Origin of the sequence: Pseudomonas sp. YH-1, assembly GCF_051990045.1 — a bacterium.
GTDB classification, from domain to species: domain Bacteria; phylum Pseudomonadota; class Gammaproteobacteria; order Pseudomonadales; family Pseudomonadaceae; genus Pseudomonas; species Pseudomonas nicosulfuronedens.
The window spans coordinates 1952063-1972855 of sequence record NZ_CP178184.1 but is presented as its reverse complement, the minus strand read 5'-3'; the positions used below and the strand labels follow the sequence as shown (position 1 = coordinate 1972855).

Sequence of the window (20793 nt, the reverse complement as noted above, 5' to 3'; positions counted from 1 at the left end):
TGGCCCTACGTTGCTTGGGCCAATCCGGAGCTTCGGGTAAACTTCCGCATCTTTGCCTCTCATAACGATCAGCCTGATGCCCACGACGTTCCACGAGATTCCCCGCGAGCGCCCTGCCACGCCCTTGCTCGACCGCGCCAGCACGCCGGTCGAACTGCGCCGGCTCGGGGAAGCGGAGCTGCTGACCCTCGCTGACGAACTGCGCCAGTACCTCCTGTACAGCGTCGGCCAGACCGGCGGCCACTTCGGCGCAGGCCTGGGCGTCATCGAATTGACGGTCGCCCTGCACTACGTCTTCGACACCCCGGACGACCGGCTGGTGTGGGACGTCGGCCACCAGGCCTACCCGCACAAGATCCTCACCGGTCGCCGCGAGCGCATGGGCAGCCTGCGCCAGAAGGACGGCCTGGCCGCCTTCCCGCGTCGTTCGGAAAGCGAGTACGACACCTTCGGCGTCGGTCACTCCAGCACCTCCATCAGTGCCGCCCTCGGCATGGCCATCGCCGCTCGGATGCAAGGTTCCAACCGCAAGTCGGTGGCGGTGATCGGTGACGGCGCGCTGACCGCCGGCATGGCCTTCGAGGCGCTCAACCACGCGTCGGAAGTGAAGGCCGACATGCTGGTGATCCTCAACGACAACGACATGTCGATCTCCAACAACGTCGGCGGCCTGTCCAACTACCTGGCCAAGATCCTCTCCAGCCGCACCTACAGCAGCATGCGCGAAGGCAGCAAGAAGGTGCTCTCGCGCCTGCCCGGCGCCTGGGAGATCGCCCGCCGCACCGAGGAATACGCCAAGGGCATGCTGGTCCCCGGCACGCTCTTCGAAGAACTGGGCTGGAACTACATCGGCCCCATCGACGGCCACGACCTGCCGACCCTGATCGCCACCCTGCGCAACATGCGTGACCTCAAGGGCCCGCAGTTCCTCCACGTGGTGACCAAGAAGGGCAAGGGCTTCGGGCCGGCCGAGATCGACCCGATCGGCTACCACGCCATCACCAAGCTCGAACCCGAAGGCGCTCCCGCCCACGCCGTGCCGAAGAAGGCTGGCGGGCCGAAGTACTCCAGCGTGTTCGGCCAGTGGCTGTGCGACATGGCTGCCCAGGACCCGCGCCTGGTCGGCATCACCCCGGCGATGAAGGAAGGCTCCGACCTGGTGGCCTTCGCCGACCGGTTCCCGGACCGCTACTTCGACGTCGCCATCGCCGAGCAGCACGCCGTGACCCTGGCGGCCGGCATGGCCTGCGACGGCGCCAAGCCCGTGGTGGCGATCTACTCCACCTTCCTGCAACGCGGCTACGACCAGCTGATCCACGACGTCGCGGTGCAGAACCTCGACGTGCTGTTCGCCATCGACCGCGCCGGTCTGGTCGGCGAAGACGGTCCGACCCACGCCGGCAGCTTCGACCTCTCCTACCTGCGCTGCATCCCCGGCATGCTGGTGATGACTCCCAGCGACGAGAACGAACTGCGCAAGCTGCTCACCACCGGCCATCACTTCGAGGGCCCGGCGGCGGTGCGTTACCCGCGCGGCACCGGCCCGAACGCCACCATCGAGGCCGAACTGGCTCCGGTGGAGATCGGCAAGGGCGTGGTGCGCCGTGAAGGCAAGGCCGGCAAGGTCGCCTTCCTGGTCTTCGGCGTGCAACTGGCCGAAGCGCTGAAAGTGGCCGAGCAGTTCGACGCCACGGTTGCCGACATGCGCTTCGTCAAGCCGCTGGATGAGGAACTGGTGCGCCAGCTGGCCGCCAGCCACGAATTGCTGGTGACCGTCGAGGAGAACTCGGTGATGGGTGGCGCTGGCGCCGCCGTCAGCGAATTCCTCGCCCGCGAGAACCTCCAGCAGCCGATCCTGCACCTGGGCCTGCCGGACTACTACGTCGAGCACGCCAAGCCGGCGCAGATGCTTGCGGAGTGCGGTCTTGACGCGGATGGCATTCAGCGCGCCGTCGAACAACGCCTGAACCTGCTGAACCTCAGCGCCAGCCAGCAGCGCTGAGAGTCAGCCTGACGCTCCTCAGCCGAGGAGCGTCAGGGTATCCACAGCGATCATCTTTTCCTCGGCAGTCGGTACGACCAATACCCGCGGACTGCCAACCGCCTGAATCGCTCGCCCCTGGTTGCCCCGAGTCTGGTTGGCGCTCTCGTCCAGAGCAAAACCCAGAACCCGCAGATGCCCCACGGTCAGGCTACGGATCAGCGCCGAGTTCTCACCGATCCCACCGGTGAAGATCAGGCCGTCGATACGAGGCAGCGCACAGCTCATCGCTGCCAGCGACTTCGCCAGCCGATAGCAGAACACCTCGATGGCCAGGGTCGCTCCCGGGTGCCCTTCGGCTCGAGCCTGCTCCAGCGTACGCATATCGTTGGACAACCCGGACATCCCCAGAAGGCCACTTTCCTGGTTGAGCAGGCGATCGATTCGTTCGATCGACCAGCCCAAGGTACGCATCAGATGAATGTGCAGGTTGGGGTCGACGTCTCCGCTGCGAGTCCCCATCGCCAATCCCTCCAGCGGTGTCATGCCCATGCTGGTGTCACGGCTGCGACCGTCGACGATGGCGCAGGTCGAACTGCCATTGCCCAGGTGTGCCGAGAGCCAGCAGCTGTCGTCGATGGGCAGGTCGCAGAGCGCGGCGGCACGCTGGCTGACGCAGCGGTGGCTGGTGCCATGAAAACCGTAGCGTCGCACGCCGTGCTCGCGGTACAGCTCATCCGGCAATGCATAGCGGTAAGCGTGCTCGGGCAACGTCTGATGGAATGCCGTGTCGAATACCGCCACCTGCGGCATCGAGGGAAACAGCTGCAGAACCGCCTCGATACCCGCCAGAGCCCCCGGATTATGCAACGGGGCGAGGCCAATGGTGGCGCGGATGGTATCCACTACCTGGGGGTCGATTCGGCACGCCTGGGTGAAGTGCTCGCCACCATGCACCACGCGATGCCCCACGCCATATAGCTCACCTCCTGCAGCCAGGCGTGCCAGCGGCAATAGCCGGGCGAGGGCTTGTGCATAACCGGCGTGGGGAATCGGCAGGCAGTCTTCACTTTCGCGGTCACGCACCCGCAACAGCGCCTCTGCCGAGCCCAGCCGCTCGGCAATCCCGGACAGCAGAAAGTGGCTGCGGCCCTCCCCGATCAGGGCGAACTTGATGGAGGAGCTTCCACAATTGATGACAAGGACGTTTCTCTGGGACATCGTTGATTCCTGGGTAAAAAGTGCCCGTCGCGCCTGCGCTGCAGGCACGAACGGAACGATGGAGTGATTGACGGGAAGGCTGGCGGCTACCAGGCCGTATTGAGCCGCGCGCGCTCGGCGAGGGTGTGCGAAGGCCGGGCGCCAAAATGCGTCAGGTAGTCGCGTGAAAACTGGCCCATGTGCCAGAAGCCCCAGGCCATGGCGGCATCCTGGACGGTGTTGAACGTTGAATAGGGGCTGCCCAACTCTCGGTGCACGGCATTCAGGCGCACGGCCTTGAGGTAGTTCATCGGGCTTCTGCCGATCACCTCGAGGAAGCAGTTCTGCAGCGTGCGCTGGCTGACGTGCAGGCGCTGGCAGAGATCCAGCACCGTCACGTGATCACTGGGATTGTCGAGCACGTACTCGCGCGCCCGCGAGACGATCTGCCGCTTGCGCAGTGAAGTCACGGAGCAGTCCAGATCGACTGTCTGGGCTCCCTGCAACGCTGCCAGCAGGACCAGCAGCAACTCATGGCTCAGTTGCTTGCCGACCGCCGGTGTACCCATGCTTGCCGGGGCCTTGGCGGCGACCTCCAGGGCCTCGTCGATGTACATGCACAAGCGTTGCTTGTGGGCGGCATCCAGGTGCAGCACGGTGTGTTCTTCCAGCAGGCACAACGTCTGCGCCTGCCCCTGGAATTCCAGTTGTTCCTGCAACAACCCTCTGTCGACTACCAGGCCGAGGATGCCGTAGTCGTCCGGGGTGCTCAGCTCGAACTCCCGACCACCGGGCCTTACCGCAATGGACTCGGTGTCGATCTGCCGACGACCAATGTAGCCCTGGGCCTGTGTCGCGAAAGGAATGCCAAACCAGAAGGCGCCCGGCCAAACCATGCAGGACTGGTGCAGGGCGTGGCTGGTGCGTTCACGGAAGAACTGCAGCCCCTTCAGCCAGACCTCGTCCAACTCCCCCTGGAATGCCCCCGGCCTCAACTGGTCGTAAAGCTGCTGCCAGGCGGTGATGTGACAGGCATGGGCATAGACGTCCTCCGTACGACGCAGGCGAACACACTCGCTACGCCCCAGTGGCTCCTGGGCCGGGCCCCCCGTTCCTTGCTCCTGCCACAAGTGATGCAGGTCGATCTCGCGCTTTTTACTGCTCATGCTTGCCTTGCCACACCCCGACGGGGTCCACGACCAAATCTGGCGCTGAACGCCAACTTCATCTGCAAGGCACAACATTTCTTACTTGGATCAGCGACTCTTCGGCCGCCTGACAAGACTGTTTCAGTCAGCTAGAGCAGGTGCTGCCACAGGTCAACGTGCGGCCTGGGAACCGTCATGCTGTGAACCAGCAGACCCTTCTCACCGGCACTTTGCGACGCGACCTTGACCGCGGTCTCCACGTCGGCGACGTCGCCGGTCACCACCAGGTAGCATTTGCCGCCAATGCCGAAGGCCATGTGTACCCGCACCAGTACCACGTTGGCCGCTTTCACCGCGGCGTCCGCCGCTTCGATGCAGGCTGCCACACTGAAGGTTTCCACCACGCCCAGCGCCTGGGTGCGCTCCACCCGGGTCACGCCGCTGATCGCCGGCAACACCGATTCGTGGATATTGGGCAGAACGAAGCGATCGACCACCATGTGGCCGCCCGCCTCTTCTCCCGTGGCAACGGCCTGCTGCACCGCAGCGATCTGTCCGCCGACCATGGCAATGTACTTGCCGGGACAGATGGTCTTGGCCGAGAGCAGTTGCACATCGGCACTCTTGAGCATCAGGTCGGCGACCTGGACGCCACGGGCAATGCTGGTCAGCTCGATCAGGCCGATGGCGTGATACATGGAGATTCTCCTTGGGAAAGTGTGTCCGCGGTGGAGGCTGCAATGCGGATATGGCTGATACCGACCTCGATGACCTGGCCATCGATACTCGCGTGCAGCGGAACACCCAGCTGCCCTTCAGGGATGCTGGCGATGCATTGGCCGGCAACCACCGTCTGGCCCACGCCAACGCAAGGCTCGGCTGCCACGCCGATGTGCTGGCGCAACGGCAGGCTGACCTCACGCGGGGCGTAGTCCGTGACCTGCATCGGCGCCTTGTGGTTGAAGGCTTGCAGCTCCAGGCGGGAAATCAGCCGGCTGACCGGCAGCAGGCGGTACTCGGCCATCGGGTCGGCCGCGCGCAGCTCGCCTTCGTAGCGGGCGCCCTCGGCGCGCAGACGGCCCTTGAGCGCCTGATTCAAGCGCATCGGCGATATCTCCACCGGGCAGGCATAGGCCTCGCAGATACCGCACTCGGAACAGGTCAGCGCCGACAGCAATACACTGGGCTGGGCAATGTGCTGGTAATTGGTGGCGCGCACGATCAGGTGCGGCGGCAGTTCGTGACCGATCATGTGCCGTGGGCAGAGTTCGGTGCACAGCGTGCACTGCTCGCACACCGAACGTGCCATGGCCAGCACCGTGTCCATGCTCTGCCGGCGACGGCGGATCAGCAGGTGATCCTCGGGCAGCACCAGCAGGCCGCCGGTGGTCTTGGTCACCGGCTCGTCGAGGTCATCCAGCAGGTGCCCCATCATCGGCCCGCCATTGATGAAGGCGGGATTGCTCACCGTGCAGCCGCCAGCCAACGCCAGCGCCTCGCGCAGCGGCGTACCCAGCGGCAGGCTGAGCGTCAGCGGCTGGCGCACCGCGCCGTTCACCGTCAGGGTGCGCTGGGTGACCGGCTGCTCGAGCTCGACCGCGCGGGCGACGTTGATCAGCGTCTGCACGTTGCTCACCACCACGCCGATGGACAGCGGAAGCTGCGCCGGCGGTACACGCCGGCCAGTGGCCAGCCAGATGGTGATCACCTCGTCGCCGGCCGGATAGATGTCCGGCAGGATGTGCAACCGCACGCGCTCGGGGAGCAACGGCGTCAGGCGATCGATGGCGGCCTGGTATTTGGCCTTGAGCGCAATGATGCCTTCAGCGGCGCCGGTCGCAGCCATGCCGTACAGCAGCCCCTTGATCAACCACTCGGCCTGCTCATCGGCCATCTGCTGGTCGACCTTCAGCAAAGGCTCGCACTCCGCGCCGTTGACCAGGTAGATCTCGGCGCTGGCATTGAGCTTGACGTGAGTCGGGAAGCCGGCGCCGCCGGCCCCGACCACACCTGCCGCCGCTACCCGGCGCCGGATCAGCCCGGCATCCAGGTCGAGGATGCGGGTCATGTCGCACTACCTCCCGCACGCCGGTAGCGGCTGCCGCGCTTGCGCAACTTGCCGCTGACGCAGAGTTGCTCCAGCCAATCGCGAGCCACCTCCACTGGCACCTCGAACGCCGCCGACACCTCACTGGCACTGCAGCCGTGCTTGTGCTGCGCCAACAACGGCAGAAGCCCTTCCGGCACCTCGATCGGTTCCTCGGCAACGACCGCCGGCGCGCTGGCGCAAGCGGTTGACGGAGGCGGAGGTGGCTCCGCCAGCAGAGTGTCCAGCAGGTAGGCCGTGTCGTCCTCCGGCCGGCCGATTTCCTTGCGGCTGACCAGCGCGTTGGCGCGCAAGGCTACAGCTGCGCCAGCATCCAGTGCAGCGCGGCAGGCTGCGAGATCGCCCTCCACCACCAGGCTGACCAGCGCAGGATTGGTGAGTGCCTGGCGTAGCAGGCGAACCGAGGCCGACTTGAGCATGGCGTCAGCGGCCTCGATCCCGACGACCAGGCCACGAACTTCCAGCAGACCGATGGCGTTGAGCATTCCGCGTTCCTCCTCAGCGCAACTGGACAGGCTGCCGCGCAACGTCCAGGACGGCTTCGCGGAAGGCGTTGCAAGCGGCCAGGCAGGCCGCCTGGCTGCCACTGAGGAACGCGGCCGAGTAGTTGGTCTCCGAAGGCGGCGGTACGTAGGTCACCAGTTGCACGTCGGCAGCCTTGAGCGCCGCGTCGATGCCAAAGGTCGCTTCCAGCGGAGGCGCCACCAGGTAGGCGATGGGATCGCCCTCGGTGATCCCCGCGGTCTGCGCCAGGTAGCTGCCGGTGCGCGATACCACATGGGCGAGGAAGGCGATGTTCTCGGCATCGTTGGCCCAGCGGAACGCCGGGCCGTTCTCGATGGTGGCGACCATCGCATCGAGGCCGGCGCGCACCTCGGCAGGGTTCGGCCCACCGAGCATGATCAGTACTTCGCCAGCGGTGGACGACGGGCCGTTGGCGGCGCCGGCGTAGAGCGAGCGGCCGTAGACCACTTGCACCAACGCCTGCTTGGTGGCTTCGTCAGCGGCGATGTAGGCGACGTCATCGGAGTCGACGCTGATCAGGCCGAGGCTGCGGATGTCATCGGGGAGTTTCAGTTCGCGGCGGAAGTCATCCTGCAGCGAAGCGATCAGGCGCATGGCCGTGACGCTGGGTTTGATCGGATCGAGCATGCTCATCGAATGTCACTCCCTTAACGGTTCAGTGCGATACCGGAGGCTTTCTTCTCCAGCATCCGCTTGGCCAGATCGACAATGACCGCTGCCGCTTCCACCGGCGGAGTGCCGCCACGGTGGATGTTGGAGATGCAGGTACGGTCGGCTTCCACGGTGCCAGCCTGGGTCGGCTTGTACACCGCGTAGCAGGACAGGCTTTCCGACTGGCCCAGACCCGGACGCTCACCCACCAGCAGGATCACTACCTGGGCGCCGAGCAGTTCGCCGATCTGGTCTTCGACCTTGACCCGGCCGTAGCGCACGAAGAACGGCGTGCCGACATCCAGCCCGGCGCTTTTCAGGCCCTGCAGCAAGGGCGGCAGGATCTCGTCGAAGTTCGCCGTCACCGCATCGGTGGACAAACCATCGGAGATCACCACCTGCACCTGCGGGTTCTTCCTGCACTCGGCCAACAGTGTGGCGATGGCCTTTTCGTCAAGGCGACGGCCCATGTCCGGACGGGTCAGGTACTGGTCCTTGGTTTCCACTTCCGATTGCACTTCGAGCAGGCCCTGCTGCTTCACCCACTCGGCAGAGACCTCCTTGAGCACGGTGTCCTTGGAGCGCGAGTGGTCCGCCAGGAAACGCAGCAGTGCCTGGGTGCGCGGACGCACGCCGGCACGCCCGAGGCAGACGCGCGCGGCGGTGGATTTGCGGAATTCCTGGAGCACCTCCGGGCGCTGCGCGTTGTCGATACCGATCCATTGCCGGGCCTCGGCGGAGCCCAGGTCCCAGGAGCACAGGCCGTCCTCGACGCCGGCCTGAGCGGGTGCCGCCTCCATTCCCGGGGCACCGGCCGGACTTGCCTTGAGCTCGTTCAATACGGAGCGAACGATGTCCTCGATCTGCTGCTGATGCATGTCAGTTCACCTTTAAAAGAAAATGGAGGGATCGCCGGCGCGCGCCGTCAGCCGGCCGTTGTGCATCAGCCCCATGCGCTCGAGCCACTGCTCGAATTCCGGTGCCGGACGCAGGCCGAGCAACTGGCGAATGGTGGCGGTGTCGTGGAAGGCGCTGGTCTGGTAATTGAGCATGATGTCGTCGCCCATCGGCATGCCGATGATGAAGTTGCAGCCAGCGGCGGCGAGCAGGATCATCAGGTTCTCGTTGGAGTTCTGGTCGGCGTCGGCGTGGTTGGTGTAGCAGCAGTCCACGCCCATGGAGAGGCCACTGAGCTTGCCCATGAAGTGGTCTTCGAGACCGGCGCGGATAATCTGGCGGTCGTTGTAGAGGTACTCCGGGCCGATGAAGCCGACCACCGTGTTGACCATGAACGGGTCGTAGTGGCGGGCCAGGCCGTAGTTGCGCGCTTCCATGGTCAACTGGTCGGCGCCGAAGTGCGCCCCAGCGGACAGCGCCGAGCCCTGGCCGGTTTCGAAGTACAGGCAGTTGCTGCCGGCGATACGGTTGTACTCGGCGCCCACGGCCCGTGCTTCGTCGAGCATGGCCAGTTCCACACCGAACTCGCGCAGACCCTTCTCGCTGCCGCAGATGCTCTGGAAGATCAGCCCGCCCGGTGCGCCCCGGCGAATGGCCTCGACCTGGGTGGTGACGTGCGCCAGCACGCAGCCCTGGGTCGGAATCTCGAACTTGTCGATGGCCTCGTAGAGGGTGCCCAGTACCCGGGTGGTGTTCTCCACGTTGTCGGTCACCGGGTTGACCCCGATCACCGCGTCGCCGATGCCGTAGGACAGCCCCTCGTACAGTTGCGCGGCGATGCTCTTCACATCGTCGCGGGTGTCGTTGGGTTGCAGGCGGGCGCTGAAGTGTCCGGGCAGGCCGATGGTGTTGTTGGCGCGCTTGACCACCGGGATCTTCTTCGCGCCGTAGATCAGGTCGGTGTTGGAGCAGATCTTCGCCACCGCCGCGACCACCTCGGAGCTCAACCCCTTGCGGAGGAAGGCAATGGCATCGGTGTCGGTGCTGTCGGCGAGGATGTACTCGCGCAGCTCGCCGATGCTCCAGTTCGCCACACGGGCATAGGACGTCTCGTTGATGCCGTCCTGGATCAACCGCGTGACGCAGTCCTCCTCATAAGGGATGACCGGGTTCATGCGGATGTCGGCGACGGTCAGTTCCGAAAGCACCTGCTTGGCCGCGACACGCTCCTGGGCAGTGCTCGCGGCAACTCCTGCGAGAATGTCGCCTGAGCGTGGCTCGTTGGCCTTGGCCAGGACTTCCTTGACGCTACCGAACTGGTAGATCTTGCCGAACAACTGAGTCTTGAGTTTCATCGTCACTGCCTTGGGAAAGAGAAAGCTCAGGAAGGAAAAGCCAGGGACTTGACGGTGACCGGGAGGATCTCGCCGTCGAAGATCGGGCTGCCGATATCGATGTAATCGCCATCGCCGGTCGCGACCTCGTCGATCACCGCCAGGGCCCGCCCGGCCAGGTGCGGCTGGAGCAACATGCCCAGCGCCTTGCCGAGGTCCTGGCTGGCGACAACCAGCAATGGATGGGGATTGGGATGCCGGCGCTGGAACTCGCTGAGTTCCGTCACGCAGCGTTGCAACGCCTGGTAGGCGATGGGCAGGTCGTCGGCCAGGGCCAGGGCATAGAGGTCCTCGCTGGCGCGCAGGTCCATCTGCGCCAGGCGGGCGCTCCAGGCCTCGACCGATGCCTGGCCAGGCACACCATGGATGACCGGGATGTTGCGCAACGGCAGGTGCAGGTCGCGCAACCAGATGGTGCTGCCCGACAGCGACAGGCTGTGAGCGCCGGCGCCGATCACCGTGGCGCGCACGGTCTGTTTCGGCTCGCGGATCGGCAGGCTGGCGAGTCCCGCGTCCTCGCGCAGCGCGTTGGCCAGCAAAGGGCCGATATCGCCGTAGCGCAACGGCGCCTCGTCGCGATCATGGTAGTAACACTGCCCGACGCCGCCGGAGAGGGTCACCGCGTGCAGCGGCGCCGTGGCCGGCAGCGGAGCAGTCATCAGCAGTTCGTGCGCCAGCGGTGACAGCTCGCCGCTGATCACCTCATGAAGCAAATGGGCCATGCGCCGGGTCAGCGCGCGCAACTGCTCGGCGCTCAGCCCACGGGCCTCGTCAAAGCCGGGAAACAGCTCACGGCAGATGGCGCGTGCAGGGGCGTGCAGGTGCCTGACCCGCCCCTGGCCATCGAGCTCCACCAGGTGCCCGCCGACGTTCAGGCAGGCCGAGGCGACCACCCGGCCGGCCTCGAACAGCGCATAGTTGGCGGTGCCGCCACCGATGTCGATGTTCAGAACGCGGCTGGCGCTTTGCGCCGACAGCTCGGCGGCACCGGCGCCGCGCCCGGCGATCACCGACTCCAGGTGCGGCCCGGCGCTGGCAACCACGAAGTCACCGAGCCGCTCGGCCAGCTTCAGCACGGCTGGACGGGCATTGCGCGCCTTGGAGGTTTCACCGGTGATGATGATCGCGCCGGATTCGATGTCCTCCGGCACCAGCCCTGCCGCTTGATATTGCGCAAGAATGAAGTCGAGCAGCTCGTCTTCGCGCAGGTGCTCCTCGAAGTCGATCGGCGTGAAAGTCACCGGACTGACATAGGTGACCTCCCGCGAGGCGAACTCGTAGTGCGGCACCTGGGACAGCGACGCGCGGTTCACCAGCACCAGCCGGGAGAAGATCACCTGGGTGGTGGTGGTGCCGATGTCGATACCAACGCTGCGCAACTCCTTCCTGCTCATCGCCGCGCTCCTATTTGGCCGGCAGCGATGCGGGCGCATCGGCGTCGATGGCGAGCGGCTCGGACCTGGGCACGATCATCATCGCCACGATCACCGCGGTGACGCCGCCGATCAGCTTGCCGACGATCATCGGGAAGATCATCGCGGACATGTTCGCGGCGGTGAAACCGAGGTGGTCGCCCAGGGCGAAGCCAGCGGACACGGCGAAGGCGCAATTGATGACCTTGCCGCGGTTATCCATCTTGCCGAACATGCCGAACATCGGGATCACGTTGGCCAGGCTGGCGACCATGCCGGCGGCGGCATCCTTGTTCATCCCCAGCAGGCTGCCGACCTTCATCAGCGGTGTGCCGAACCAGCGGGTCAGCAACATCACCATGGGATAGGCGCCCAGCAATACGCAGGCGATCGAGCCGATCACCTCGATGGCGCGCATCACCTCGCCCGGCTTGTCACCGGCGCTCATGAAGATCGGATCGATGCCGGGGATCAGCGTCCAGCCAACGGTGTACTGCACCACGGCGGCAGCCAGGCCGACGGTGATCACGCCGACGAGGATCTTGGCGAACACTTCGAAGCCGGCAATGATCTTTTCCGGGCAGAACTTCAGGCCCAGGGCGATCAGGCCGGCGACGATCAGCACCGGGATCATGTTGATCAGGATCATCGCCAGGGTGAACTCGACCGGCAGGCCGTTGACCTCGATGTTCGAGACCATCGCCACCAGCCCACCGGCGATGCAGCCCAGCGGAATGGTGACGATGCCAGCCAGCGTGCCAAGGGCCAGGTAGCGGCGGTCGCCCGGCTCGATGATGCCCAGCGCCACGGGAATGATGAACACCAGGGTCGGGCCCATCATCGCGCCGAGGATCAGGCCGGAGTACAGCCAGGCGGCGGTGTCGCCACCGGCCAGTTCCTTGGCCAGGAAGAACGCGCCCATGTCGTTGGCCAGCAGGGTGCCGGCAAACATGGCCGGGCTCGCCCCAACACTTTCATACAGCGGGATCACCAGCGGGCCGAGCAGGTGCGCCAGTACCGGCGCCAGCGCGGTGATACCGACCATCGCCAGGCCCAGGGCGCCCATGGCCATGAAGCCTTCTTCGAACTGCGAGCCGGCCCCCTCGATGCCCCGTCCGACCTTGCCCAGGCCGATGAAGCCGAGGATGCGTTCCGATCCACCAAACTGGCTGAATACCCTGTCCACCGCTGCGATCAGCAGGAAGACCATCATGATGACCATGATGATTTCGTTGATGCTCATGACTGCTACTGCTCCTGAACGTCTCTTGATTCCGTTGGGCAGCCGCCTCAGCGCTGCCAGGCATCCTGGTAGATGCCGATGATTTGTTGTGCCGTGGCAGTGCGCGGGTTTCCGGCCAGGCAGTTGTCCTGCAGCGCAACCTCGGCAAGGGCGGCGAAGTCCTCGCGCAACACGCCGAACGACGCCAGTGGGCGACCCGCACCGACTTCGTCGATCAGCTGCTGCACGGCACCAATGCTGTCGCTGGCATCCAGCTCACGGCGGGTCAGCGCACAACCGATCTCGGCGTAGGCGCGCTTGCACACCAGTTGGTTGAAACGCATGACGGCCGGCAGCATCAGCGCGTTGGCCTGCCCGTGAGGGATGCCGTAGCGCGCGCCGAGCGGGTGAGCAGTGGCATGGCAGAGCCCCAGCCCGGAGTTGGAGAAGGCCATTCCGGCCATGTAGGAAGCGAGCATCATCGACTCGCGCGCAGCGACGTTGCCGCCCTGCCCCACTGCCAGCGGCAGCGCCTCGCCGATCAGCGTCACGGCGCGCAGGGCCAGGCCCTGGGTCAGAGGCGTGGCGGTCGGCGACACATAGGCCTCCACCGCATGGGTCAGCGCATCGATACCGGTAGTGGCGGTCACGGCCGGCGGCACGCCAACGGTCAGACAGGCATCGATGATCGCCAGGTCAGGAATCAGGTCGGTGTGCACCAACACCTGCTTCACCCGCCGGATGCTGTCGGTGATGACCGCCACATTGGTGGCTTCGGAGCCGGTGCCGGCGGTGGTCGGTACGGCGATCAGTGGCACTCGGCGGCGCAACGGCTGCCCTTCCTGTCCCAGGCCGTTCAGCGCACAACCCGGGTTGGCTGCCAGCATCGCGGTGACCTTGGCGGCATCCAGCACCGAGCCGCCACCGAAGGCCAGCACGCCGTCACAGGCGGTGGCGAGCAATTGCCGGCCCGCCGCTTCCACGGTTTCGCTGTGTGGCTCACCGCCGGGATAGACCAGGCATTCGAAGGCCACGCCGGCATCGTCCAGCGAGCGGAACAGCCCTTCGTCGAGTCCCTGCTGGTGCAGCAGACCATCGACCATCACGAACACCCGGCCGATGCCGCAGGCCCTGATCGCTTCTCCAGCGCGCGCGATGGCACCGGCGCCGATGTAGGTGCTGGGTGGCACGCGAAACTCACGCACGGCTCGGGCGTTGAGCATGTCCAGGGCACGGTAGATCACCCGGCCGACATCCTGCTGCTTCATGGTGAAACTCCTGACGCGGCTTGCAGGCCACAACTGGCAATGGCCAGTGGGGTCGTGAAGAGAGGGGGCGCCGGCAGCAGCACCCGCTGCTGTGGAAACGCCTGGGCGAACAACGCCTGCACGCCGGGCAGGGTGCAGGAGCCGCCGGACAGGTAGATTTCGTCGACGTCGAAGCCGCGCAAGTGTTGGCGGACGATGTCGGTCATCTTCTCGAACACCGGGCGCACCAGCGGCCAGAGCGCTTCGCCTTCACGGCGTTTACGCTGCTCGGCCTCTTCCAGGGCAATGCCCAGGTGGCCGGCCAGCACCAGGCTGACGTGGTGACCACCAGTGGGCTCGTCGGCGGAATGAATGACCTGGCCGTCACGCACCACCGCTACGCCAGTGGTGCCACCACCGATGTCGACCACCGCGGCACTCTTCAGCCGGAGCATCCGTGCCACGGCGGAGGGCTCGTCGATCACGCAGGTGACATCCAGCCCGGCCGCTTCCAGCACGTTGATCGAGATGCGTGGCTCGGTGCCCGGAGGGAAGGAGGTCGCCGCCTGGGTGAAGCGCACGCCCAACTGCTCCTGCAGGCTGTCGAGTTGCCGGCGGACGAGCGTCACCGCACCGTAGAAATCCCAGACCACGCCATCACGCACCACATCCGCCCAGTCCAGGCGCACAGCAACCGGTATGCCCTGGGTGTCGAGTACCATCGACACCACGTCGCAAGTCCCCAGGTCGATGCCCAGGCTCAGCGGCCCCGCGACGATGTCCGTCACGGCGGGTTCAGCCAGGCAGGCGGCGGCGCGCCGCAAGCGGGGTGACAGCCAGTGCTGCAGATCGCGTTGCATGGCCGCCTCAGACGATTCGCAGTTGATCGACCATGACGCACCGACGCAGGCGCACGAAGGTGCGCGCCGAGGTCACGCCCTCGCCGGTGGGTGTGGTGATGGTCATGGTGGTCCAGCCCTCCCCACCAAAGCCCAGGCCCGCAATGCACGGCCCGTTCTTGACGAAGATGCTGGTGTCGATGGCGTTGGCCATGCGATCGAGGTTTTCCAGATTGCGCGAGTGCATGGCAGCGGTGTGGTGGCAGCCACCTTCGAGCGTCACGGCCAACTCGATGGCGCGCTCGACGCTGGCGACCCGCACCATGGGCAGCACCGGCATCATCAGTTCGGTGACCGCAAACGGGTGCTCGGCACTGGTTTCCACCAACAGCAGACGCGTGTCGGCAGGCACTTGCAGGCCGATGGCGGCGGCGATCTTCGCCGCGTCGCGGCCGACCCAGTCGCGGGACACAGCACCACGGCCCTGGGCGTCGATCTTCGGCAGCAGCACCGGTAGCAGCTGCGCTGCCTGGGCCGCTGTCAGCTCCACCGCCTGATGCTTGAGCATCTCGGCCTTGAGACGGTCGGCCACGCTTTCGACGACGATCAGCACCTTCTCGTCGGCGCAGATGATGTTGTTGTCGAACGAGGCGCCAAACACGATGTCGCGCCCGGCGCGCGCCAGGTCGGCGGATTCGTCCACCACCACCGGCGGGTTGCCGGCACCGGCGGCGATCAGGCGTTTGTCGGTGTGCTTGCGCGCCGCCTCGACCACGGCCTCGCCACCGGTGACCACCAGCAGCCCGATGCCCGGATAACGGAACAGGCGCTGCGCGGTTTCGATGTCCGGACTCTGTACGGTGGTGATCAGATTGGCCGGCGCGCCCGCTTCGACCAACGCTTCATTGAGCAGGCTGACCGTGCGCTGGGATACCCGTTTGGCCGCCGGGTGCGGGGCGAACACCACCGAGTTGCCGGCGGCGATCATGCTGATGGCGTTGTTGATCACCGTGGCCGCCGGGTTGGTCGACGGCGTCACCGAGGCGATCACGCCCCAGGCGGCATTCTCGATCAGGGTCAAGCCGTGGTCGCCGGTCAGCACCTGCGCCTGCAGGCATTCGGTACCCGGGGTATGACGAGCCTGGGCGATGTTCTTGGCGATCTTGTCGTCCACCCGGCCCATGCCGGTTTCTTCCACCGCCAGCTCCGCCAGTTCACGGGCATGGCGTTCACCGGCGCCGCGAATGGCGGCAACCGCGGTGTTGCGCATGGCGACCGAATGCAGAGCCTTTTGTGCGTGGCGAGCGGCCGCCACGGCGTCGTCGAGTTCGATGAAGACGCCCGGTGCACAACTGACACCCGGCGCGGAGGCTGCAGCGGCCGTGGAGGTCGCCCCTATCGAGGCGAGTACCGCCTTGACTACCTGTTCGATTTCCTTCGGGTTGATATCCACGTCGTGCCTCTCTCAAATTCAGGATGAATCCGTCCGCTCCGGCTGGACGGGGCCAGCGGAGAAGCCGTTTCGAAATTCGGGGTGCGCTGTCTTGGCGCGCTTACTTGCGGTAGAACACTTCGCCGTCCAGCACCGCCTCATCGACGATGCCGACCACGCACAGATCTATGGGCGCGCGCCCGTCGCTGCTGGCCTGCCGTGCGGAGCTCCCGCTGGCCAGCAGAACCCATTCGCCGTTGCCGGCGCCGATGGCATCGCTGGCGACCAGGCGCTCGCCGTCGGGTCGGCCTTCACCGTCCAGTCCCTGGACCAGTAACAGCCGGTCGAGTCCCAGGCCCGGATGCTTGACGGTGCAAACCACCTGCCCCACCACCATTGCCAGTTTCATTCGTCATTCCTTGCCATGCCGCTGGCCGGCGCCGCCCTGTATCGCAGGGACGGCTCCGGGGCGGCGAGGTGCATTCACCGATGGCGGAGCACCAACACGTTGGTACACCGCACACTCGGATCATCAATCCAGCGAACCACCGGTCAGCTTGATCGGGAAGACTTCTTCCAGGTCCGAATGCGGACGCGGGATCACCTGCACCGAAACCACCTCCCCGACGCGCTGTGCCGCGGCGGCGCCGGCATCAGTGGCGGCCTTGCACGCGGCGACGTCGCCACGCACCATCGCGGTGACCAGGCCACCACCGATCTGCTTGACCCCGACCAGCTTGACCCGGGCGGCCTTGACCATGGCGTCGGACGCTTCGATCAGCGCCACCAGGCCCTTGGTTTCAATCATGCCTAACGCTTCCATCACACTCTCCTCGAACAATCACCCTTGCGGGACTGCATCCGAGTGGCTGACCACTCGACTCACCCCCGGGACGGCGGGGGCCACCGTATGGCTCGAACCGGCCGCTCAGGCGACGCGGTTCACAGCAGCGGCTCCACCGCCCATCTTTCCGGCGAGCAGAACCATCTGAATCATTTCTTCCGTACTACAGCCACGGGACAGGTCGTGCAGCGCGGCGCGCATGCCCTGCAGCATCGGCCCAATGGCGCGATAGCCACCCAGGCGCTGAGCGATCTTGTAGCCAATATTGCCGGCCTCCAGGCTGGGGAAGACGAACACATTGGCCGCCCCCTGCAGCGGGCTGGAGGGCACCTTCAGGGCGGCGACCTGGGGCACGAAAGCCGCGTCGAACTGCAGCTCGCCATCCACACACAATTGCGGCGCGCGTTCGCGTACCAGCGCGCAGGCCTCGCGTACGGCCTCGGCATCGGGATGGCGGGCGCTGCCATGGCTGGAGAAGGAGAGCATCGCCACCTTCGCCGGCTGACCGGTCACCCGCTCGAAGCTGACAGCCGAGCTGAGCGTGATATCCGCCAGCTGCTCCACCGTCGGCCGCGGGATCACGCCGCAATCGGCGAACGCCAGCGGCTGCCCGCCATCGGGCGGCAGCATGAAGAACACCGAAGACAGTGTGCGGTTACCCGGTTCCAGGCCCACCACTCGCAGACCTGCGCGCAGCACATCGGCGGTGGAACTGAGATTGCCGGCAATGCACAGGTCGACCAGGCCCGCCTCGAGCATGGCCGCGCCGAACCCGAGCGGTGAACGCAGCGACTCACACGCCTGCTCCGGGGTCAGCTTCGACTGCCGCTGCAACAAGGACTCGACAAAGGCATCGATCCTGGGCGAGTGCTCGGGGTCGAGCACGGGTACCTCGCCCAGACGCACGCCCTGCTCCAGGCAATAGCTGCGCAGGGCGAAGGGGTTGCCCAGGAGCAGTGGCTGTGCCAGCCCTTCGCGCTTGAGATACTGCGCCGCCTCGATGGCGCGGCGATCCAGGCCATCAGGGAATACCACCCGCGGTGGATCAAGCCGGGCGGCCCGGCGGCACTCGTCGAGCAGGCTCATGAGCGATCTCCTTGCAGGCGTTGCAGCAGCACTTCTCGACTGGGCCAAGGCTGGCCGCGCTGGTGCAGGACACTGAGCAGCATCGCCACATAGAGCGCACTGGAAAGCCGATTGAGTGCGTGCAGCAGATCCTTGCGCTGCAGTTGGTAGCCGGGTCCGATGAACACCTCGGCGGCACAGACCTCGACTTCGCGCACCTTGGCGCGCAACAGGTTGAGTTGTGCGCAGGCACGCCCGTGCGCCAGCTCCGGCACCAGATGGTCATGCCCGAGGTACTTCAGCGGCGCATGGGACAGGCGGTGCAGCTCGCCATCATCGAGCCCGCCGATGCTGAAACCAGGCAACGACTCACCCAGCACATCAGCGCGCATCACCTGGCCCAGCACCGAGCGCAGGTCACCCAGCCAGGCGACCAGTTCCTGAGGTTCGCGCAGCTCCACCTGCAACCACACCGCGAGGGCGATGGCCGCATCGAGCTGGGCGCGCAAGCGCAGGCGCGGATCGTTCTTGGCCACCAGCTCGCGGGCGTTCAGGTGCGTCATGCCCTCGGGCTTGTGCTCGGCCGGCTGGTGACACAGCTGGCAGCAGGCAACGACGCTTTCCGCCTGACCGGTCAGCCCGTGCACCGGCTCCGGCTCGGCGCCATCGCCGGCCTGGTTGTCGCGGAACAGGCGCCCTTGCTCGTCGTGGTACTTCACTGTCAGCCGGCGCGCCTCGATCAGCGCACGCGCCGCCGGGGTCAAGCGGGCGTCGGCCGGCAGGTGCAACTCGGTACCTTCGCTCAGGCCATGTCGCTCACGCAGCCAGGTCTCGGTGATGAAGGTGCTCATCGCCTCATTGCTCCTGCCAGTTGGCCGGCCAGGCCACATAGAGGAAGCGCACACGGGTCGGCGTACCGAACTCGATGCGGCTGCCCTTGGGAATGAACAGCAGGTCGCCGGGCCGGCCAACCAGGGTCTCGCCGTGCTGACGAATGTGCAGCTCACCCTCGAGTACCAGGTCCACCTCGTCGTAGTTCAGCGTCCACGGGAAGAAAGCGTTTTCCCACTGCATGAAGCCGGCGCCCATGCTGCTGCCATCCTCGGTACCGACCACGTCGGTGATGCCGATCTGGCAACCGCCCTCGACGCCGTCGAGCAGGCCGAAACGCACGCTGTCGCCCTTCACCAGCTTGATGCCGCCAGCACCGGTGCGCGACTCGAATCCCGACGGTTCCGGACTCGCTGTCATGCCACCCGCCCGAGCCGCCTTGCGCACCAGTTGTTCAACCAGTGCCGCATCGGCATCGGCAGGAAGACGCTCCAGCACGGCTGCGCGGATGGCCGCAATCTGGTCCTCGCTGGCAACCGCGGAATCGTTGACCGCCTCGGTGCCTTTCATGGCCGTACCATCCCCAGGCTGCACGGCCTCACCGGCGATGCGCTCGATGATCTCCAGCCCTGCTTCCTCGGCGATCATCCGCGCCTCGGGCGTCAGAATGCAGCGCGGCAGCTCGACTTCGAGCGAACGCTGCCCGGCGGCAATCGCCTCGCGCACGGAGCCCGCGGTAATCAGCTTTTTCATGGATACTTTTCCTCAAGCGGAGCGCGTCCGTGCAACACCTGGCGCAGACGCTCGATACTGGTGGGGTCGTCCTGGGCGACGCGCAGGATCTCGCCATGGATGCCGTGCCGCCGCATCAGGGACTCGGCCGCATCCGGGTCCGCGTCGGCCAGGTCGCACTTGCTGATCACACCGACCAGGCGCTTGCCCGAGTGAATGTCGAGCAGTCCCGGCGGCAAACGACACTCCGGCTCATTGGCCGGATGCACGTAGACCAGGGTGTCCACGTTGTCGGTGCTGGTAATCAAGGCCCGGTACAGCCGTGGATGACTGATGAACTCGCCGGGGGTATCCATCGCACCGCACAGGTCGAAGTCCAGGGCCTGGGTCTTGCGCGGCGTTTCGCGGCGGCCGCGCAGGGCGTTGAACAAGGTGGTCTTGCCCGCTCCCACGCCGCCGACCAGGGCATATCGATGGGTCTGCATGCTCAACTCCGGGTCACCGGGCAAATGGTGTAGGCGAGCAGGCGGTCGAGGTTGGCGCAGGTACGCTCCAGCGCTTCTTCCACCGCACCGACGCTGCCATAGAGGACCAGTGCGCCGCTGAAGCGATCGAGGAAGCCGATCTGCACATTGGCGGCCTTGGTGGCGAAATCACCCGCGATCATCGCCGTCTCGCCGGGGGTGAGCGTCATGATGCCGATGGCCTCGGCGCCAGGGACGCCGATCTTGCTCGACAGGTCTTCCTGCGGATGCGCAATCAGGTGTGCCAGGGTCACCTGCTTGCCTGGCACAAACTCCTGAATGATTCGTTCTCTGCTCATCGGGCGCACCTCTTGTCCATGAACAAAAGGCTAACCAAGGGGGGCAGACCAGCCCTATCGAAAATCGGCAAACTTTTCAGCGGATCGACAGAGTTCGAGCGGGCCATCGCGCCCATGGGCACGACCTGGGCGATTTCGTCGCAGCCCGCAATAGGTCGGCAAAGCCCCTGCCAGATGGGCTGGCGGCGAGTCGTCGGAAAGCGTTGGCACAGCGCAGCACGAGCCGTCGATCGCCGCTGCCCTTGCTCATCGCAGACCTTGGTCGTATGGTTCGCCCCGTTTTCGTTCGAGGTAACGGGAAGCAGGTGAAAGACCTGCGCTGCCCCCGCAACGGTAACCGACGCGATCCTTCATGGATTGCAGCATCGCCAGTAGCCACTGCACGACTGTGGGAAGGCGGCGATGTGACGTCGGCAGCCCGGAGACCGCCCTCGACACGCCCC

The 20793-nt window shown here is 65.9% G+C and carries 21 protein-coding genes and 1 riboswitch; of the genes, 1 reads left to right on the top strand and 20 read right to left on the bottom strand.

The window, feature by feature from the left end:
• The first annotated feature begins 76 nt into the window (after nucleotides 1-76).
• Nucleotides 77-2002: a 1-deoxy-D-xylulose-5-phosphate synthase gene (gene dxs, locus ACKI1H_RS09355; protein ID WP_138520191.1), complete on the top strand. Its 1926-nt coding sequence runs from the start codon at nucleotides 77-79 to the stop codon at nucleotides 2000-2002.
• An 18-nt stretch (nucleotides 2003-2020) separates the two neighbouring features.
• Here the strand turns inward: dxs and ACKI1H_RS09350 are convergent, their stop codons facing one another.
• The 20 genes from ACKI1H_RS09350 to eutS all read right to left on the bottom strand — a co-directional run bounded on the left by ACKI1H_RS09350 (nucleotide 2021) and on the right by eutS (nucleotide 20350).
• Nucleotides 2021-3202 (bottom strand): acetate/propionate family kinase, encoded by a 1182-nt coding sequence (locus tag ACKI1H_RS09350; RefSeq protein WP_440468228.1) that lies wholly within the window; start codon nucleotides 3200-3202, stop codon nucleotides 2021-2023.
• An 86-nt stretch (nucleotides 3203-3288) separates the two neighbouring features.
• A complete protein-coding gene (gene eutR / locus ACKI1H_RS09345; protein WP_440468227.1) occupies nucleotides 3289-4347 on the bottom strand; it encodes an HTH-type transcriptional regulator EutR in 1059 nt (352 codons plus the stop codon).
• A 131-nt stretch (nucleotides 4348-4478) separates the two neighbouring features.
• Nucleotides 4479-5027: a BMC domain-containing protein gene (locus ACKI1H_RS09340; protein ID WP_138520188.1), complete on the bottom strand. Its 549-nt coding sequence runs from the start codon at nucleotides 5025-5027 to the stop codon at nucleotides 4479-4481.
• The gene (locus ACKI1H_RS09335; RefSeq protein WP_440468226.1) at nucleotides 5006-6397 is read right to left on the bottom strand and encodes a 4Fe-4S dicluster domain-containing protein; all 1392 of its coding nucleotides are present in this window, start codon (nucleotides 6395-6397) and stop codon (nucleotides 5006-5008) included. The genes ACKI1H_RS09340 and ACKI1H_RS09335 overlap by 22 nt, the downstream gene beginning before the upstream one ends.
• Nucleotides 6394-6921: a BMC domain-containing protein gene (locus ACKI1H_RS09330; RefSeq protein ID WP_440468225.1), complete on the bottom strand. Its 528-nt coding sequence runs from the start codon at nucleotides 6919-6921 to the stop codon at nucleotides 6394-6396. The genes ACKI1H_RS09335 and ACKI1H_RS09330 overlap by 4 nt, the downstream gene beginning before the upstream one ends.
• Nucleotides 6922-6934: 13 nt before the next feature.
• Complete coding sequence (eutL, locus tag ACKI1H_RS09325; RefSeq protein WP_138520185.1) at nucleotides 6935-7594, bottom strand: ethanolamine utilization microcompartment protein EutL; 660 nt, start codon at nucleotides 7592-7594, stop codon at nucleotides 6935-6937.
• Between the two features lie 14 nt (nucleotides 7595-7608).
• The gene (gene eutC, locus ACKI1H_RS09320; protein WP_440468224.1) at nucleotides 7609-8490 is read right to left on the bottom strand and encodes an ethanolamine ammonia-lyase subunit EutC; all 882 of its coding nucleotides are present in this window, start codon (nucleotides 8488-8490) and stop codon (nucleotides 7609-7611) included.
• Between the two features lie 12 nt (nucleotides 8491-8502).
• On the bottom strand, nucleotides 8503-9864 hold the full coding sequence (locus ACKI1H_RS09315) for an ethanolamine ammonia-lyase subunit EutB (protein WP_138520183.1): 1362 nt from the start codon (nucleotides 9862-9864) through the stop codon (nucleotides 8503-8505).
• Nucleotides 9865-9890: 26 nt separating this feature from the next.
• Nucleotides 9891-11297, bottom strand: a complete 1407-nt coding sequence (locus tag ACKI1H_RS09310; RefSeq protein WP_440468223.1) for an ethanolamine ammonia-lyase reactivating factor EutA — start codon at nucleotides 11295-11297, stop codon at nucleotides 9891-9893.
• A gap of 10 nt (nucleotides 11298-11307) precedes the next feature.
• Nucleotides 11308-12558, bottom strand: coding sequence for an ethanolamine utilization protein EutH (gene eutH / locus ACKI1H_RS09305; RefSeq protein WP_138520181.1), 1251 nt, complete (start codon nucleotides 12556-12558; stop codon nucleotides 11308-11310).
• 47 nt (nucleotides 12559-12605) lie between these two features.
• Complete coding sequence (locus ACKI1H_RS09300) at nucleotides 12606-13805, bottom strand: iron-containing alcohol dehydrogenase family protein (RefSeq protein WP_440468222.1); 1200 nt, start codon at nucleotides 13803-13805, stop codon at nucleotides 12606-12608.
• Nucleotides 13802-14644, bottom strand: a complete 843-nt coding sequence (gene eutJ / locus ACKI1H_RS09295) for an ethanolamine utilization protein EutJ (protein WP_440468221.1) — start codon at nucleotides 14642-14644, stop codon at nucleotides 13802-13804. The genes ACKI1H_RS09300 and eutJ overlap by 4 nt, the downstream gene beginning before the upstream one ends.
• Nucleotides 14645-14651: 7 nt before the next feature.
• Nucleotides 14652-16076 (bottom strand): aldehyde dehydrogenase family protein, encoded by a 1425-nt coding sequence (locus tag ACKI1H_RS09290; protein WP_440468220.1) that lies wholly within the window; start codon nucleotides 16074-16076, stop codon nucleotides 14652-14654.
• Between the two features lie 100 nt (nucleotides 16077-16176).
• Entirely contained in the window at nucleotides 16177-16464 is a 288-nt protein-coding gene (eutN, locus tag ACKI1H_RS09285) for an ethanolamine utilization microcompartment protein EutN (protein ID WP_138520178.1), read from the bottom strand.
• A gap of 123 nt (nucleotides 16465-16587) precedes the next feature.
• The gene (eutM, locus tag ACKI1H_RS09280; protein ID WP_138520177.1) at nucleotides 16588-16878 is read right to left on the bottom strand and encodes an ethanolamine utilization microcompartment protein EutM; all 291 of its coding nucleotides are present in this window, start codon (nucleotides 16876-16878) and stop codon (nucleotides 16588-16590) included.
• Between the two features lie 105 nt (nucleotides 16879-16983).
• The gene (locus ACKI1H_RS09275; protein ID WP_440468219.1) at nucleotides 16984-17985 is read right to left on the bottom strand and encodes a phosphate acetyltransferase; all 1002 of its coding nucleotides are present in this window, start codon (nucleotides 17983-17985) and stop codon (nucleotides 16984-16986) included.
• Nucleotides 17982-18815 (bottom strand): ethanolamine utilization cob(I)yrinic acid a,c-diamide adenosyltransferase EutT, encoded by an 834-nt coding sequence (gene eutT, locus ACKI1H_RS09270; RefSeq protein WP_138520175.1) that lies wholly within the window; start codon nucleotides 18813-18815, stop codon nucleotides 17982-17984. The genes ACKI1H_RS09275 and eutT overlap by 4 nt, the downstream gene beginning before the upstream one ends.
• 4 nt (nucleotides 18816-18819) lie before the next feature.
• The gene (gene eutQ / locus ACKI1H_RS09265; RefSeq protein ID WP_440468218.1) at nucleotides 18820-19548 is read right to left on the bottom strand and encodes an ethanolamine utilization acetate kinase EutQ; all 729 of its coding nucleotides are present in this window, start codon (nucleotides 19546-19548) and stop codon (nucleotides 18820-18822) included.
• Nucleotides 19545-20012 carry a EutP/PduV family microcompartment system protein gene (locus tag ACKI1H_RS09260; RefSeq protein WP_138520173.1) on the bottom strand — a complete coding sequence of 156 codons (468 nt, stop codon included), beginning with the start codon at nucleotides 20010-20012 and terminating at the stop codon, nucleotides 19545-19547. Before ACKI1H_RS09260 ends, eutQ begins: the two co-directional genes overlap by 4 nt.
• A 2-nt stretch (nucleotides 20013-20014) precedes the next feature.
• Nucleotides 20015-20350, bottom strand: coding sequence for an ethanolamine utilization microcompartment protein EutS (gene eutS, locus ACKI1H_RS09255; RefSeq protein WP_138520172.1), 336 nt, complete (start codon nucleotides 20348-20350; stop codon nucleotides 20015-20017).
• Between the two features lie 253 nt (nucleotides 20351-20603).
• Nucleotides 20604-20793: riboswitch (cobalamin riboswitch) on the top strand.

Excerpts from the sequence above, each read along its gene's own strand:
- dxs (WP_138520191.1), top strand. The coding sequence starts at position 77 with ATGCCCACGACGTTCCACGAGATTCCCCGCGAGCGCCCTGCCACGCCC.
- ACKI1H_RS09350 (WP_440468228.1), bottom strand. The coding sequence starts at position 3,202 with ATGTCCCAGAGAAACGTCCTTGTCATCAATTGTGGAAGCTCCTCCATC.
- eutR (WP_440468227.1), bottom strand. The coding sequence starts at position 4,347 with ATGAGCAGTAAAAAGCGCGAGATCGACCTGCATCACTTGTGGCAGGAG.
- ACKI1H_RS09340 (WP_138520188.1), bottom strand. The coding sequence starts at position 5,027 with ATGTATCACGCCATCGGCCTGATCGAGCTGACCAGCATTGCCCGTGGC.
- ACKI1H_RS09335 (WP_440468226.1), bottom strand. The coding sequence starts at position 6,397 with ATGACCCGCATCCTCGACCTGGATGCCGGGCTGATCCGGCGCCGGGTA.
- ACKI1H_RS09330 (WP_440468225.1), bottom strand. The coding sequence starts at position 6,921 with ATGCTCAACGCCATCGGTCTGCTGGAAGTTCGTGGCCTGGTCGTCGGG.
- eutL (WP_138520185.1), bottom strand. The coding sequence starts at position 7,594 with ATGAGCATGCTCGATCCGATCAAACCCAGCGTCACGGCCATGCGCCTG.
- eutC (WP_440468224.1), bottom strand. The coding sequence starts at position 8,490 with ATGCATCAGCAGCAGATCGAGGACATCGTTCGCTCCGTATTGAACGAG.
- ACKI1H_RS09315 (WP_138520183.1), bottom strand. The coding sequence starts at position 9,864 with ATGAAACTCAAGACTCAGTTGTTCGGCAAGATCTACCAGTTCGGTAGC.
- ACKI1H_RS09310 (WP_440468223.1), bottom strand. The coding sequence starts at position 11,297 with ATGAGCAGGAAGGAGTTGCGCAGCGTTGGTATCGACATCGGCACCACC.
- eutH (WP_138520181.1), bottom strand. The coding sequence starts at position 12,558 with ATGAGCATCAACGAAATCATCATGGTCATCATGATGGTCTTCCTGCTG.
- ACKI1H_RS09300 (WP_440468222.1), bottom strand. The coding sequence starts at position 13,805 with ATGAAGCAGCAGGATGTCGGCCGGGTGATCTACCGTGCCCTGGACATG.
- eutJ (WP_440468221.1), bottom strand. The coding sequence starts at position 14,644 with ATGCAACGCGATCTGCAGCACTGGCTGTCACCCCGCTTGCGGCGCGCC.
- eutN (WP_138520178.1), bottom strand. The coding sequence starts at position 16,464 with ATGAAACTGGCAATGGTGGTGGGGCAGGTGGTTTGCACCGTCAAGCAT.
- eutM (WP_138520177.1), bottom strand. The coding sequence starts at position 16,878 with ATGGAAGCGTTAGGCATGATTGAAACCAAGGGCCTGGTGGCGCTGATC.
- ACKI1H_RS09275 (WP_440468219.1), bottom strand. The coding sequence starts at position 17,985 with ATGAGCCTGCTCGACGAGTGCCGCCGGGCCGCCCGGCTTGATCCACCG.
- eutT (WP_138520175.1), bottom strand. The coding sequence starts at position 18,815 with ATGAGCACCTTCATCACCGAGACCTGGCTGCGTGAGCGACATGGCCTG.
- eutQ (WP_440468218.1), bottom strand. The coding sequence starts at position 19,548 with ATGAAAAAGCTGATTACCGCGGGCTCCGTGCGCGAGGCGATTGCCGCC.
- ACKI1H_RS09260 (WP_138520173.1), bottom strand. The coding sequence starts at position 20,012 with ATGCAGACCCATCGATATGCCCTGGTCGGCGGCGTGGGAGCGGGCAAG.
- eutS (WP_138520172.1), bottom strand. The coding sequence starts at position 20,350 with ATGAGCAGAGAACGAATCATTCAGGAGTTTGTGCCAGGCAAGCAGGTG.